General features: G+C 63.7%; 13 protein-coding genes. 10 read left to right on the top strand and 3 right to left on the bottom strand.

The annotated features are described in order from the left end of the window. Positions 1-2: 2 nt before the first annotated feature. Together ACIBG0_RS10060 and ACIBG0_RS10055 are read right to left on the bottom strand one after the other, a co-directional pair. Positions 3-1,226: a serine hydrolase domain-containing protein gene (locus ACIBG0_RS10060; protein ID WP_397031240.1), complete on the bottom strand. Its 1,224-nt coding sequence runs from the start codon at positions 1,224-1,226 to the stop codon at positions 3-5. Positions 1,227-1,310: 84 nt separating this feature from the next. Further along, complete coding sequence (locus tag ACIBG0_RS10055) at positions 1,311-1,865, bottom strand: DUF6764 family protein (protein WP_397031067.1); 555 nt, start codon at positions 1,863-1,865, stop codon at positions 1,311-1,313. Between the two features lie 258 nt (positions 1,866-2,123). On the opposite strand from ACIBG0_RS10055, the gene ACIBG0_RS10050 reads away from it, so the two are divergent. Further along, the gene (locus ACIBG0_RS10050) at positions 2,124-2,777 is read left to right on the top strand and encodes a hypothetical protein (RefSeq protein ID WP_397031065.1); all 654 of its coding nucleotides are present in this window, start codon (positions 2,124-2,126) and stop codon (positions 2,775-2,777) included. Between the two features lie 39 nt (positions 2,778-2,816). Next, complete coding sequence (locus tag ACIBG0_RS10045; RefSeq protein ID WP_397031063.1) at positions 2,817-4,337, top strand: MFS transporter; 1,521 nt, start codon at positions 2,817-2,819, stop codon at positions 4,335-4,337. A 45-nt stretch (positions 4,338-4,382) separates the two neighbouring features. Here ACIBG0_RS10045 and ACIBG0_RS10040 read toward each other — a convergent pair whose 3' ends face one another. Next, the gene (locus ACIBG0_RS10040; RefSeq protein ID WP_397031061.1) at positions 4,383-5,057 is read right to left on the bottom strand and encodes a serine protease; all 675 of its coding nucleotides are present in this window, start codon (positions 5,055-5,057) and stop codon (positions 4,383-4,385) included. A 598-nt stretch (positions 5,058-5,655) separates the two neighbouring features. On the opposite strand from ACIBG0_RS10040, the gene ACIBG0_RS10035 reads away from it, so the two are divergent. The 8 genes from ACIBG0_RS10035 to ACIBG0_RS10000 all read left to right on the top strand — a co-directional run bounded on the left by ACIBG0_RS10035 (position 5,656) and on the right by ACIBG0_RS10000 (position 14,341). Continuing rightward, entirely contained in the window at positions 5,656-6,474 is an 819-nt protein-coding gene (locus tag ACIBG0_RS10035) for an MlaE family ABC transporter permease (protein ID WP_397031059.1), read from the top strand. A gap of 4 nt (positions 6,475-6,478) precedes the next feature. Beyond that, the gene (locus tag ACIBG0_RS10030; protein ID WP_397031057.1) at positions 6,479-7,342 is read left to right on the top strand and encodes an ABC transporter permease; all 864 of its coding nucleotides are present in this window, start codon (positions 6,479-6,481) and stop codon (positions 7,340-7,342) included. Between the two features lie 6 nt (positions 7,343-7,348). Continuing rightward, positions 7,349-8,848: an MCE family protein gene (locus ACIBG0_RS10025; protein ID WP_397031055.1), complete on the top strand. Its 1,500-nt coding sequence runs from the start codon at positions 7,349-7,351 to the stop codon at positions 8,846-8,848. After that, positions 8,845-9,888, top strand: a complete 1,044-nt coding sequence (locus tag ACIBG0_RS10020) for an MCE family protein (protein WP_397031054.1) — start codon at positions 8,845-8,847, stop codon at positions 9,886-9,888. Before ACIBG0_RS10025 ends, ACIBG0_RS10020 begins: the two co-directional genes overlap by 4 nt. Then, positions 9,888-10,883 (top strand): MCE family protein, encoded by a 996-nt coding sequence (locus ACIBG0_RS10015; RefSeq protein WP_397031238.1) that lies wholly within the window; start codon positions 9,888-9,890, stop codon positions 10,881-10,883. The genes ACIBG0_RS10020 and ACIBG0_RS10015 overlap by 1 nt, the downstream gene beginning before the upstream one ends. Beyond that, a complete protein-coding gene (locus ACIBG0_RS10010) occupies positions 10,880-11,986 on the top strand; it encodes an MlaD family protein (RefSeq protein ID WP_397031052.1) in 1,107 nt (368 codons plus the stop codon). Before ACIBG0_RS10015 ends, ACIBG0_RS10010 begins: the two co-directional genes overlap by 4 nt. Further along, positions 11,983-13,089 (top strand): MCE family protein, encoded by a 1,107-nt coding sequence (locus ACIBG0_RS10005; protein ID WP_397031050.1) that lies wholly within the window; start codon positions 11,983-11,985, stop codon positions 13,087-13,089. Before ACIBG0_RS10010 ends, ACIBG0_RS10005 begins: the two co-directional genes overlap by 4 nt. Positions 13,090-13,162: 73 nt before the next feature. Then, positions 13,163-14,341: an MlaD family protein gene (locus ACIBG0_RS10000; RefSeq protein ID WP_397031049.1), complete on the top strand. Its 1,179-nt coding sequence runs from the start codon at positions 13,163-13,165 to the stop codon at positions 14,339-14,341. The last annotated feature ends 20 nt before the right edge of the window (positions 14,342-14,361 follow it).

Here is a 14,361-nt window from a genome sequence, read left to right as displayed (position 1 = left end):
ACTCACGGTGGTCCCGGTTCGACCGGCCTCGCCGGTCGAACCCTGCGCACCGTATTGCTGGCGAGGGCGGCCAACCGGGCGAGCCGGGCGTCCCCGAGTGCGGTCACCGCGTTGCCGAGTCGATTGGTGACGAAGGCGATCGACATGCCGAGTTCGGGATCGGCATAGGCACCCGAACCGCCGAGTCCGTAGTGGCCGAAGGCGTTTCGCGGCTGCTGCTTGGACATCACCACCGGCCGGTGATAGCCGAGAGTGAATTTCAGCGGCACCCCGAGCACATAGTCGCGGCTGTCGGCGCGCTGGGTCTGATTGATGATCGCGATCGTCTCCGGCCGCAGGAACTGCGCCGCCTCGATGCGGTGACCGCCGCGTTCGGGATCCAGCGCCTCGACCCGACCCCCGTTCGCCAGGGCCCCATACATTCTGGCCAGTCCGCGCGCCGAAAAGACACCGTTCCAGCCGGGCATCACCGCATCGTGCACGCGCGGATCGCGGACCAGTTCGTCGAAACTCTCCGGCATACCCGCCTCGGCGAGGCCGCGGATCGGGCGCACCCACGAAAGCACCGATGACGCGGTATTCCAACGGATTCCGGGTGGATTCAGATGCGGAAAGATCTTGGCGATCCGGCGGCGCTCGGATTCCGGTACCCGGAACCAGAATTCGTCATAGCCGATTGGTTCCGCGATCTCGCGCCGCACCATATCGGTGAACGGTTCACCGGTGGCGCGCTGCACGATCTCGGCCACCAGCCAGCCGAAGGTGATCGCGTGATAGCCCGAGGTGCGGATGCGCCGTGGATCGGCCGGACTCTCGGCCAGCGCCGCCACCACCGCGTCGTAGTCGAGGATGCCCTCCCGTCCCGGGACCAGGCCGCGCACCCGATGCAGTCCGGCGCGGTGCGAGAGCACATCGCGCACCGTGATGTCGTCCTTGCCGTGTGCGCCGAATTCCGGCCAGTAGGTCGCGACCGGAGCTTCGTATTCGATCAGCCCACGCTCGGCCAACCGGTGCACCACGGTCGCGGCGACCCCCTTGCCGGTGGAGAAGGTGAGTGCCACGCTGTCGCCGTTCCAGCGCCGATCCTTGGCCGCCCAGCCCGCCCAGATATCGACGACGGGTCGACCGTCGAGATAGATCGCGAGCGCGCCGCCCCCGCGCGTTGGCTGTGCGAACATGCCGAAGAAATGGTCGGCCAGGCGGACGAACCTCGGATCGACGAGCATCTCCCGTGGCGCCGCTGGCCACCGATCCGGTGCGGGGAAGGCTGAAACCACGGGTCACACCTCCTGCTGGTTTGGGCCGAATTCTCAGCCTAGCTCGGATCGTGGCGTTTGCCAGCGACCGAAAGGCGTGGTCAGACAGGTCGCGCCGGTTGCCGAACTCCACGCGAAGGCCGCAGTGCCCAGGCACACCACCATGCTGTCGGCGGTCGTGACCTGTGCGCGCGAGCCGTCCAGGGCGATCGATACCGCGAACAGCGTGGCGAACGGGTTCGGTTGGTCGGTCTCGGAATTCGCTGCCCGAGCGGCGATCGAGGTCAGCGCGACGGCATCGGCGCCGTAGCCGAGCGCGATCGGAATTCCGCCGACCCCGTCGCTGGCACCCACCCCGCCCGCGGCGCCGATACCGAGTGCGGCGGCATCGGAACCGGCATGGGCGTAGCCGACGCCGTCGTATCCGGCAGCCCGTGCCCGGCCCTGGGTTTCGGCGGTAGCCCGGCATGCGGTGCTTCCATCGATCAGGGTGACATCCGTCCCGCCGTCGGAGGCGCAGTGCATATCGGTTGCCGAGGCCCCCGCTGGCAGCATCAGCGCGGCGCCGAATGCGGCGGTAGTGCAGGTGATTGCGCTGATCAGCTTCACGGACGAGCCCCTTTCACACCGGAAACCCCACCATACCCAGATGGGTTGCTGGTAAGCCGATTCCACTGGCTGGCCGCATTGCGGCAGTGACCGAACCAACACTTCGGCGGGCACTGTGCTGTCGCGATGGGGATGCTGTCGACTCGACGCGCCCGCGCCCGGTGGTGTATGCATGGCGTGGTATTTCACGTATTGCTAGATCACTTCGGATTCCGACGGGGGTATGAGTTCGGAGCGTTACAGCCGGGAGGACTGTAAGTGTCTCGTCAACCGATCTCGGGTCGCCTCGCGACGGCGGCCATCGCCGCGGTCGCCGTTGTCGCCGCGCTCTCGCTAGCGGGCTGTGGCAATAAAATCAGCGGCAACGCCCAGCCCGCCATTGGTAACGGGACCATCGATGCGGTCTCGTCCACCAACACGCCGAAAACCTCAGGGGCCCGGCCCACCACCAGCGCTCGCCCGACTTCGGGTAAGCCGACGACGACCACCTCGGCGACCAAGGGCGGCAGTACCGACTTCCAGGCCAACGTCGGTGACTGCGTGACGCTCGGCGGCACCACCGATAACGCCACCATCGCCAAGGCCTCCTGCGGCAGCCGGGCCTCGAACTACAAGGTCATCGGCAAGGCGCCGACCAGTTCGCAGTGCGTCGCCGACCGCGACTCCGCCTACTTCGAAACCCTCAACGGCGTGCAGCAGGGCGCGATCTGCCTGGATATCGACTGGGTCGTCGGTGGCTGCATGGATATCGGCGGCGAGGATCCCAAGCGTATCGATTGCACCGAACGGGTCAGCCAGGGCGTGAAGGTAACCAATATCCAGCAGGGCGCCGATGATGCCAGCGTCTGCGGCAGCAGCAGTGGCTTCGAATACCCGACGCGGCACTTCGTGGTCTGCGTCCAGAATCTCTGACCGCCACGAAAACCCCGCTCTGAAGGCTACGTTGGGGCGGTGAGTTCTGAGCTACCCCGCCTGGGTTCGGCAACCGGCCGCTGGATCCTGCTGGCCACCATCCTCGGTTCGTCGGTGGCCTCGCTGGATGCCACCGTTGTCAATATCGCGCTGCCGCGCATCGGCGAATCCCTCGACACCGATGTCGCGGGTCTGCAGTGGACGCTCAACGGCTACACGCTGACCCTGGCCTCGTTCATCCTGCTCGGCGGCTCGCTCGGCGATCATCTCGGCCGCCGCAAGGTGTTCGTCTGGGGTGTCATCGGTTTCGCGCTGGCCTCGATACTCTGCGGCGCCGCTGTGAATATCGAGATGCTCGTCTTCGCCCGGATCGTGCAGGGTGTGGCGGGCGCGATGCTCACCCCCGGCAGCCTGGCCCTGATCTCCTCATCCATCGATCAACGCGATCAAGGTGCGGCGATCGGCCTGTGGTCCGGGTTCGGTGGTGTCGCGGGCGCACTCGGTCCATTCCTCGGCGGCTGGCTCATCGAACTGGCCGGATGGCAGTCCATCTTCTTCATCAATGTGCCGCTCGCGGTGGTCGTCGTACTCGTCACGCTGCGACATGTGCCGGAAAGCCACGACCCGAATGCCTCAGCGCGACTGGATATTCCAGGTGCGATTGTGGTCGCGCTGGCGCTCGGCGCGCTGACCTTCGGTCTGATCGATGCGATGCCGCTGCTGGTGGTCGTCGGTCTGCTGCTGCTCACGGTCTTCGTGGTGATCGAAATGCGCAGCGATCATCCGCTGGTGCCGCCGTCGCTGTTCGCCGGGACATTTTCGCGGGGCGCGGGGCACTCCATGGTTACCCGAGCTGCCTCCTCCGGGCCCGTCGCTTCCGGTGGCCGGATCTTCACCGCCGCGAACCTCGTCACCCTCGCGGTCTACGCCGCGCTCGGCGGTGTCTTCTTCCTTCTGGTGATGCAGTTGCAACTCGTGGCGAAATACACGCCGTTGATGTCGGGGGTCGCCACCGTACCGGTCACATTGATCATGCTGGTGCTTTCCGCGCCCGCCGGTCGTTGGGCGCAGGCACACGGCGCGCGCATTCCGATGACGCTCGGTCCTTTGCTCGCCGCGCTCGGCCTGGTATTGCTGCTGCGTATCGGGCCCGACACCACCTATCTGACCGATGTATTACCGGGCGTGCTGGTCTTCGGTCTCGGTCTTTCGGTATTGGTCGCCCCGCTCACCGGCGCGGTACTTGGCGCGGTGCCTTCCAGTGAAGCCGGCATTGCCTCCGGTGTGAACAATGCGGTCGCCCGTACCGCCCAGCTGCTGGCCGTGGCCGCGCTGCCCGGTCTCGCCGGACTCTCCGGATCGCTGGGCGACCCAGTCGAGTTCGACCGCGGTTTCGGCGTCGCGATGTGGATCTGCGTCGGCCTGCTGGTTGCCGGTGCGCTGATCGCGGCGGTACTACTGCGCACGCCGCGACGCGCGGCGACGCTGGACAACGTCGACTGCATGCCGCAGTGCGGGGTGGCTGGTCCGGCGCTGGCCCCGCTCCACAAAACAGAATGAGCGGGTCGATTCGACCCGCTCATTCAGCATTCGGCTCGCGCCGGGCTAGATCGGGTTGAAGCCCGCTCCGATGCCGCCACGTGCATTGATATCGCCCACGATCGAGCTCATATTGGTGCCGACCTCGGGTCCGAAGCAGGCGATGGCGAGATAGGCGTTCACCATCCCGACCAGTGTGGTGCCGACGACGACCGGTGCCCCGGAATCGCCCTCGACCACACACATCTGCGACCAGGTTTCCATATTGGTGCCGAAGATATCGCCGTAGGCGAGGCCGCAGGTGTTACCGGTGGTGCGGCCTTCCTTGCAGACGATCATCGGGAACTGGGCCGGGCCACCGAGCCCGGTGATGGTGACATTGCCGATCCGGTTGACCGGGATCATCTTGCTCGGATCGAACTGGATGATGGCGTAGTCGAGATCGTGGTTGGAGTAGACGAACCGGCCGATCACGCCTGCGCCGCGGTCGAGTTCGGCGTACACCTGAGCGCCCGGGTCGCCGCAGTGGCCTGCGGTCAGACCGACCAACCTGCCCGCGCCGTCGTAACCGACGGTGGTAACAGTGCATTCGAACTGATTATCGATAATGATTCCCGACCCACCGCCGATGACGGGTGGCCCCGGCGCGGCGTCCGCGGTCCCGGCCCCCGTCGCGACCAGTGCCGCACCAAGAGCTACGGCGAAGGCGGCGTTGACCACCTTGGCGAGTTTGCTGAACATGTCCCTCCAGACGTCGGAAGTCCGCACGATATCAATCTGTCGCACCCATCGTGTCAGTATTCGGCTCCGGGCGCGTCCTATGTCCGTAGCGAGCGCTTGCGGGGCGCTCGAGACAGTCGGCCCTTCGATGACGAACGTGTCGGCAGGGCACTCACTTTTCGACGTTTCAGATGCAGCGTCTCATTTTCTCGCGATAGCTGAACTCTATTACTGTAATCGTCGCAATGTGCCTGATTGCGTTTCAGTTGTATGTTGATCGGTGTCGCAGAAGCTATTCGAATCGCGCCAAGATTTTGCATGAATATTATCCGCGAAAATAGGGAACCGGCTATATGCGGGGCTGATGACCGCCGACAGAACTGTAACTTGTTCTAGAAGTATCACCGTTAACTTTGGGACCAATCCCAAGTCTCCGGCCACTGCTCATAGCGTTTTCCCGACAGTGACTCCAATCTATGACTGCAATCACACGGTGATGGTGTGTTCTGCACTACTCCGTAGTAAGGTGCGTCAAGCAAACAAGTCGTCGGGGTTGGTTACCGGCGTCGAGAGGGGTTAGCCAGTGCAGTCGACCAAGAGTCCACCAGCGCAATCACGGATGAGTGATGCGGCCGATTGGACGAAGGCCTACTGGGAAGACCATCCGAAGCGTTCCCTGGAGACCTTTGGTAGACAGATCACGATGGGGTTCGCTGCGGTCGCGGAGTTGTTCATCGCGATATTCCGACGCCGCTTTCCCTATCGTGAGTTCATCCGCCAGTGCGCGTTCATGGCCAGTGTCGCCGCCGCGCCGACGCTGCTGGTCGCCATCCCGATCGGCGTGATCGTTTCCATCCAGGTCGGCGCGGTCGCCAGCCAGGTCGGTGCGACCTCGTTCATCGGCGCGGCGAACGGTCTCGGCATCATTCAGCAGGGCGCGCCGCTGGTTACCTCGCTGATGATCGCGGGCGCGGTCGGTTCGGCGATCACCGCCGACCTCGGTTCGCGCACCATCCGCGAAGAGATCGATGCGATGCGGGTGATGGGTGTGGATCCGCTGCGTCGTCTGGTCGCGCCCCGTCTCGGTGCGGCCATGCTGGTCAGCGTATTGCTTTGCGGGTTTGTCGTATTCGTCGGATTTTTGACTGGCTACATTTTCAATATTTTCGCGCAGAACGGAACCCCGGGTTCCTATATCGGCACCTTCTCCTCGTTCGCGGTCACCATCGATCTGCTTGTCGCACTGGTGAAATCGTTGATCTTCGGGTTGCTCGCGGCGATCATCGCCTGTGATACCGGACTCAATACCAGGGGTGGTCCGGGCGGCGTCGCCAACTCGGTGAACTCCGCAGTGGTCAGTTCCGCCATCATGTTGTTCGGCGTGAACTTGATCATCACCCAGATCTACAACGTTCTCCTCCCCCCACAGGTGGTCTGAGCCGGTGTCAACAACCTATGTACCGCCGCTGCTGCGGCCACTTCGGCATATAAAGAAGTCCGCGCAGGTCCCGGTGGATATGGTTGCGCGCCTGGGTCACCAGGTGTTCTTCTTCCTGCGGTCGGTGGGCTCGATCCCGTTGGCGCTGCGGCACTATCCGAAGGAAGTCTGGCGGCTGCTTTCGGATGTGACCTGGGGCAACGGCAGCCTGGTCGTCGGTGGCGGCACCATCGGCGTCATCCTCATCCTCAGTGCGTTCGGCGGGATGACGGTCGGCATTCAGGGCTATACCTCCCTGAACCTGCTCGGTCTGAGCCCGATCACCGGCGCCATCTCCGCGTTCGCGACCACCAGGGAGTTGGGGCCGCTGCTCGCGGCACTCGCCTTCGCCGCCCAGGCCGGCTGTCGATTCACCGCGCAACTCGGCGCGATGCGGATCTCCGAGGAGATCGACGCGCTCGAGTCGATCGCGATCCGGCCGTTGCCGTATCTGGTGAGCACCAGGATGTTCGCGGCGATGATCGCCATCGTTCCGCTCTACTGCCTCGGCCTTGCCATGGCCTACATTTCGTGCTCGCTCACGGTGCAGCTGATCGGCAACACCTCCAGCGGTACCTACGCGCACTACTTCTATCAGTTCCTGATACCAACAGACGTGTTCTACTCGCTGCTCAAGGCGATGGTGTTCGTCGCGATCACCACGTTCATCCAGTGCTACTACGGATTTTTCGCCTCGGGCGGTCCGGAGGGTGTGGGTGTCGCGGCCGGTCGGGCCATCAAGATGTGCATCATCATCGTGGTTTTCGCGGACCTGTTCATGACATTGGCGATCTGGGGAGTCAATCCCGGCATCCGGATCTCGGGATAGGACGAGATGATCATCGATCCCAGTGGGCGTGGCCCCACCATGCGACAACTGTTGGTCGCCGGCGTATGCGGACTCCTCGTCTTCGCGCTGCTCCTCGGCTTCCTGATGGCCAGATACCGAGGCTATTTCGTGCCCAAGGTGCATGTGGTCGCCGATGTGAAGAGCACCGGTGACGGACTGCCCAGCGAGGCCGACGTGAAGTTCCGCGGCGTGCTGGTCGGCGCGGTCAAGGATGTCGAGGTCGTCGCCAAGGGTGAGCGGCAGAAGGTGCAGATCGACCTGAAACCGGAGTTCGCCGGCGATATCCCGTCGAACGTGACCGCCCGGGTGGTGCCGAGCAACCTGTTCGCCGTCACCTCGGTGGAATTGGTCTTCAACGGTCCGGCGGACAAGTACCTGCACGAGGGTTCGGTCATCGAAGAGGACCAGAGCCAGGGCACCATCGCGCTGCAGGACACCCTCACCAAGGTCCGCACGGTCCTCACCAAACTCGACCCGGTGCAGTTCGGCCGGGTGCTCGGCACGCTGTCCCAGGCGCTGGACGGCAGCGGCCGGATGCCGGGATCCACCATCGAGCGGCTGGACAGGTGGCTGACCTCTGTGGACGAGTCCATCCCGAATCTCGGTGTGCTGCTCGATGATTTCTCGGCCTCGGCGCATGCGCTCAATGAGTCCGCACCCGAATTGCTCGACGTGTTCGGCAAGTCGGTGCAGACCGCGCAGACCATCGCCGATCACCGGTCCCAGTTGATCGCCCTGATCAGCGGTACGGCAGGCACGGTCGATTCGGTCAACTCGCTGTTCGCCCGCAACGGCGATATCGGCAAGCAGGTGACCGCGGGTACCAGCGATATGTTCGGCGCGCTCGCCGCGGATGCGAATTCGATCCCGGACACCATTGCCTCGCTGAACAATTCGCTGCGCAAGTTGAGCACGACCTTCCACTGGGGGCCGCAGCGGCAGATGGTCTGGAATGCCGGTGCGACGCTCACCCCGTACCGGCCCTACGAACAGGCGGACTGCCCGCGCTACGGCAATCTGGCCGGACCCAGCTGTGCCACCGCACCCGTGGTTTCCGATCCCGGCTACCTGCCGGACTCGATGAAGCCGCGTTCGCTGGAAACGGCGCAGGGTTTGGCGAAACTGCCACTGCCCGCGGGTTTCCCGGAGATACCTGGTCTGACCTCGCCGGGTGATCCGCTCGCGGCGGCCTCGGCCGAGCCGAAGCCGGCCAGCCCGTTCGCGGGTACGCCGCTGGAGGGGTTGTTCCCGAATCCGACGCCACCGGCGCCGAATGCACAGCCCTCCGCCGACCAGCCCGCGGCTCCGGCCGTACCCGTCCAGCCGGCGAGTGCGCCCGTAACCGCCGGTCCGATTTCGTACCAAGGAGATGCCGCCATTGTGGCCCTGCTCGGTCGTCGTCCGACGGCGGCAGAATATCTGCTGCTCAGTTCGGCAATGCGCGGGGGCACCCTGCAGGTCGGCGAAAGCGGTACCGCTAAATGAGCATTCGTAAACCACTCATCGGCTTCAGTCTCTTCGCGATCGTCTCGATCCTGGTCACCGTCGTCGTCTGGAATACGCTGGCGCGGGTTGTGGAGGGTGCTACCAATACCTACACCGCGACCTTCAGCGATGTGCTCGGTCTGCGCGAGGGCGATGACGTCCGAATGGCGGGCGTGCGGGTCGGCAAGGTCGAAAAGATCGAAGTCACCCGCGATCCCAAGACCAAGAAGTCCCTCGCCGATGTGACGTTCATCGTGCAGCGCAACCAGACGGTGTACGACGACACCAAGGCGCTGGTGCGCTACCAGAACCTGATCGGCCAGCGCTATATCGCGCTGGCGCCCGGTAAGGCGGCGAGTCCGGCGGCGCTGAAGAATAAGGCCACTATTCCGCTCGAGCGCACCGAACCGTCCTTCGACGTCTCGGGTCTGCTCAACGGATTCCAGCCGCTGTTCCAGGTGTTGCAGCCCGAACAGGTGAACCGGCTCTCGGAAACCTTCATCCAGGCATTGCAGGGTGACGGTGTTTCGTTGAGCTCGTTCATCACCCAGGCCGCGACCCTGGCCACGGATTTCCAGCGCAGGGACGCGATTCTCAGCGATGTGATCACCAACCTCAGCGGCGTGATGTCCGGGTTGGCCAAGCGAGGTGATGAATTGGAGACCCTGGTTACCCAGACCCGGGCACTGATCGGCGGCCTGTACGACCAGGGCCAGTCGCTGCAAGCGTCCACGGTGCAGATCGCGGACGCGACCAGCGGTCTTGTCGACATGATGGGCAGGATCCAGCCGAAGCTGGTGACCGCACAGGATTCGACGAGTGCGGCGCTGACGATGCTGATCGCCAATGGCGCGAAGCTGGATCAGGCCGCGATCGACCTGCCCGCGGCGCTGTCGGCCCTCGGCAAGTTCACCCAGGACGGCGCCTACGCCAACGCGTACTTCTGCAAGCTGGACGTCTCGCTGTACGGCATCCTGCTCCCCCGCGGTCTGCTCCCACAGATCGGTGGCAACGGACAGTCGGCGGTGTGCCGCCCATGATGACCAAGATCAAGGACAGGTTCAACGGCAACCGCTACTTCTGGCTGGGTGTCATCGGTGGTGTCCTCATCATCGTGCTGTTGATCGGCTCGAGCGCTTACAAACTGATCGGCGTCGGTGAGAAGACGGTCAAGGCCGAATTCGTGCAGACCGCCGGGGTCAAGGTCGGCGACAAGGTTAATGTGGCCGGTGTCCCGAGCGGCCATGTGGCCGGTGCGAAGCTGGAGAACGGGCACATCCTGCTCACCCTCAGCGTGAACGACGATGTGAAGCTCGGACCGGATGCCAGGGCATCGATCAAGATGGCGACGCTACTCGGCGCGCGCTATGTCGATCTCGATCCGGGTGACGGGTCGGGGTTGAAGGGCGGCCGAATTCCGTTGTCCAACACCTCGGTTCCGTACAACCTGGCCGATGTGGTCGAGTACGGCACTCCGAAGTTCGAGGCGCTCGACACCAAGCAGTTGGCCACCTCGCTCGATCTGATCAATAAGCAGATGGGCGATTCGCCCGCGCTGACCGCGCAGGCGCTGGACAGCATCGGCGCGCTCGCGAAGGTGATGGATTCGCGCAAGGCGGAGGTCGACAGCCTGCTCAAGGATCTCGACCGGGTCACCAGGATTCTCGGCGACAACCGCAACAGTGTGCTGCTGGTGATCACCCAGGGCGAGGCCATCGCCAACCGGGTGATGGAACGGCAGAGCCTGCTGCGCCAACTGCTCGACAATGTGTCGACGCTGAGCCGTCAGCTGCAGGAGATCGGCGCGGCCAATAACAACCAGCTCGGCCCGACCATCGACCAGCTGAACATCATGGCCGAGGGCCTGCAGAAGAACAAGGACAACCTCGACCGGATGCTGCAGATCATGCCGGTGTCGGTGCGCACCTTCAACAACGCGTTCGGCAACGGTCCGTACGGTGAGGTCGGCCTCCCCTGGCTCTTCCCCGACAACTGGCTGTGCTTCGCCCACCTGATCGAGGGGTGCCAGGGATGAGACTGATGCGAATCGACCTGCGGCGTTTGGCCAAACCACTGATGATCAGCGCGGCCGCCCTTGCCGTCGGCAGTTGCTCGCTGGTGCCGAGTTCGGTGGACCGCGCACTGGGCAACACGATGACGATTACCGCGGACTTCGAGAACATCGCGGGTGTCTTCGAGGGCAATCCGGTCACGGTGCTCGGGCTGCAAGTGGGCAAGATCGACAAGATCATTCCCAAGGGCACCATGGTCGAGGTACACATGACGATCGACAAGGACGTCAAGATCCCGAAAGACGCGATGGCAGCGATCGTTTCGCCGTCCATCGTGACCGACCGGCATGTCGAACTCACCCCGGCCTACACCCAGGGCGAGACCATGTCCAATGGCGCGCATCTGCCGAAGGCGAAGACCAAGACACCGGTCGAGCTGGACACGATGCTCAAGACCATCGATCAGTTCGCCGCGGCGCTCAAGCCGGAACCGGGTACCGAAGGCATCGGTCCGCTGTCGGGTCGGGTGCTCTATCCGATGCTGAACGGCAACGGCGAGAAGATGCGCGACACCCTCAATGCGCTCTCCGGTGCGTTGAAGGTCGGCGTCGACAACAAGGACGCGGTCTCCAGCATCATCGTGAAGTTGAACGAGTTGACCACCATGCTGGCCGAAAACGACCAGTCGGTACGCGATTTCAGTAATCGGATGACACAAATGACCGGTTTGCTCAGCGATCAGGCACCCGGTCTGGAGGCCACGCTGCGGCAGCTCAACGACTTCCTGGCCAATACCAGTTCGACCTTGGTGCAGTACCAGGATCAGCTGGGCGGTTCGCTCGAGGGACTGACCAAGGTGACCGATCAACTGCGGGCCAACGCCCGCGGCCTCACCGAGGTCGTCGATCTCGCGCCGCTGCTCATGCAGAACCTGGACCGGTCGATGAACCGGCAGCTCGGGTACGTCCGGCTGCACGGCAACCTGCCGACCTTCCTCAACGGCGAACTGCTGAGTGTGTTCTGTGAACGGATTCAGATGCGCTCGGATGGTTGCCGTACCGGCAAACTGGAGGACCTCGGTCCGGACCTTGGTGTTACGGCGGCACTGCTGGGGATGACCAAATGAGCGACCGGTTCACAGTGAAAGCTCGCCGCGCGGTGATCGCGCTGGCCGCGATATCCGGGGTGGCCATCACCTCCGGCTGTGGTCTCACGGTGGAGAGCCTGCCGCTGCCCAAACCGGGCATGGCCGGTGAAACCTACACCCTGCACGCGAAATTCGAGAACGCGCTGAACCTGCCGGATCAGGCCAAGGTGAAGATCGGTGGCTCCGATGTCGGCGTGGTCTCGAATATCCAGACCAAAAACTTCGAGGCCATTGTCGATCTGAAGATCAGCAAGGACATCGAGCTTCCGGTCGGCAGCACGGCCGAACTACGGCAAGCCACCCCGCTCGGCGATGTGTTCATCGCGGTGTCGAAGGTCAAGGCGGATCCGGGCACACCGATGCTGCACGACGGCGACACCCTCGGCCGGGATAAGACCTCGGCGGGCGCCACCGTCGAGGAGCTGCTGATCTCGGTATCCATGTTGTTCAACGGCGGTGGCGTCGCGGCGCTCACCAAACTGACCTCGGAGCTGGACTCCATCGTCGGCGGCCGCGGTGACCAGATAGCGCATCTGATCACTGAAATGACCGGCGTCGTCGGCAGTTTGAACGACAACAGCGCTCGCATCGACAGTGTGCTCGCCGAGTTCGGCTCGCTGGCCACCACCATCGAGACGAGGCATTCGGAGTTGGGACAGGTCGCGGACACCCTGCCGCAGATGATCGGCGCTATCGCGGAGAACAACCGGGCCATCGGCGATCTGCTGCAGAAGATTTCGGTGACCAGCGCGGCGCTCGGCGACTATGCGAATACCTCCAGCGACCAGCTGAGCGATCTCCTCGACAATGTGCACAAGCTGATGAACGCCCTGTCACAGACCGAGCAGAACTTCGGTCCCGCACTGGATGCGCTGCACGAGATCCGCGGTCCGATCGACGCTTCCTTCCGCGGCAACAGCCTCGCGGTCTACGCCACCGTCACCAATATCCACAACTTCAGCTTGTTGTCGGATCCAGCGCAGGGCAAGTTCTTCGACGGACGCGATCTCAGCGACTTCGCGGGCAGCCTGATCACCGTCCTGCAGGCCATTCAGGGACGACTGCAGGGGGGACACCGATGAGTGAGCGAAGCGAGCGAATCATGTGCGAGCGCGCGCAGCGCATGCCGGAACCGAGCGCCAGCGAGGTGCGGGCATGAGCTGGCTCGGCAAACTGATGCGGCGCAAAATGCTGCTGTCCACCATCGGCCTGGTGCTGGTGTTGATTGTCGGCGCCAGCTACCTGCTGGTGAGCGTCATGCGGGTGAATCCGCTGAAGTCAACCTACGCCGTCACGGTGGACCTGGACCGCTCCGGCGGTCTGCAGCCAGGCAACGATGTCACCTTGCGCGGCTATCGCATCGGCAAGGTGACCTCGATCGAGCTGGTCGATCGCGGACAGTCCATCGCCGCGAAGGCCGAAATCGACTCGAAGTACAAGATTCCGGTCGACACCAAGGTCTCGGTGGGCGCGCTTTCCGGCGCCGGTGAGCAGTACATCGACTTCCGGCCGAATACCGAGCAGGCGCCGTTCCTGAAGGACGGCTCGGTCATCGAATTCGATGCGGAGAAGATCAAGACTCCGACTCCGATCTGGTCGGTGCTCGACAACGCCAGCGCGCTGATCGCCCAGGTCGATCCGGATAAGTTCAGTGTCATCCTGGCCAACCTGGACACCGCACTGAGCGGTGGCCCGGATCAGTTGCGCGGCATGGTCAATGGCATCAGCCTGGCCATGGCCGGATTCGACAATCTGCTGCCGCAGACGCAGAACCTGATTACCAACCTGCGCACCATCGCGAACACCACCTCGAATGCGCAGCCGGATCTCGGGACGCTGACCCGCAATTCGGGTCAGTTGTTCGATCAGTTCAACAATGCCAACGCCGAATTGCAGGCCATACTGGAGAAGGCACCTGGACAGCTGACCAGTCTCGGTGCGGTACTGGACAAGACGGCCGATCCGATCACCAGTCTCGCGGCCAACTTCGCGGCGATGACCAGGGCCGCGCAGCTGCGGATTCCGGCGCTGCAGGCGCTGTTCCCATCGCTGAACATCGGGTTGTCCGCCGCTGGTGTGCCCGCGCACGACAATGAGTTCCACGCTGTCGCCGATATCTGGGTCAGGCCGATCTGCCAGTACAAGCATGTGCCGATCCGCAATGAGGTCGTCCAGGACGGCTCGCTGCCCAAGTGGAACTACTGCGAGAATCCGCCGCCCGGACTGCAGGTTCGCGGTTCGGCGAACGCGCCGCGGCCGAATGTACCGGACAATGGCGCACAAATGCCGCCGGGTGCGGATCCAAATGAAATGACCCCGCCGCCGCTGCGGTGATCCGAACACTGCGGTGAGTT

It is taken from the genome of Nocardia sp. NPDC050630 (assembly GCF_044457245.1).
Classification (GTDB): domain Bacteria; phylum Actinomycetota; class Actinomycetes; order Mycobacteriales; family Mycobacteriaceae; genus Nocardia.
The sequence above is the reverse complement of the archived record's forward strand: the minus strand, read 5'-3'. Positions and strand labels throughout refer to the sequence as shown.

What these genes read in the sequence shown, in the direction of transcription:
- ACIBG0_RS10035 (WP_397031059.1), top strand. Translation starts at nt 5,656, where the DNA reads ATGAGTGATGCGGCCGATTGGACGAAGGCCTACTGGGAAGACCATCCG.
- ACIBG0_RS10015 (WP_397031238.1), top strand. Translation starts at nt 9,888, where the DNA reads ATGACCAAGATCAAGGACAGGTTCAACGGCAACCGCTACTTCTGGCTG.
- ACIBG0_RS10020 (WP_397031054.1), top strand. Translation starts at nt 8,845, where the DNA reads ATGAGCATTCGTAAACCACTCATCGGCTTCAGTCTCTTCGCGATCGTC.
- ACIBG0_RS10000 (WP_397031049.1), top strand. Translation starts at nt 13,163, where the DNA reads ATGAGCTGGCTCGGCAAACTGATGCGGCGCAAAATGCTGCTGTCCACC.
- ACIBG0_RS10005 (WP_397031050.1), top strand. Translation starts at nt 11,983, where the DNA reads ATGAGCGACCGGTTCACAGTGAAAGCTCGCCGCGCGGTGATCGCGCTG.
- ACIBG0_RS10010 (WP_397031052.1), top strand. Translation starts at nt 10,880, where the DNA reads ATGAGACTGATGCGAATCGACCTGCGGCGTTTGGCCAAACCACTGATG.
- ACIBG0_RS10060 (WP_397031240.1), bottom strand. Translation starts at nt 1,226, where the DNA reads ATGCTCGTCGATCCGAGGTTCGTCCGCCTGGCCGACCATTTCTTCGGC.
- ACIBG0_RS10040 (WP_397031061.1), bottom strand. Translation starts at nt 5,057, where the DNA reads ATGTTCAGCAAACTCGCCAAGGTGGTCAACGCCGCCTTCGCCGTAGCT.
- ACIBG0_RS10025 (WP_397031055.1), top strand. Translation starts at nt 7,349, where the DNA reads ATGATCATCGATCCCAGTGGGCGTGGCCCCACCATGCGACAACTGTTG.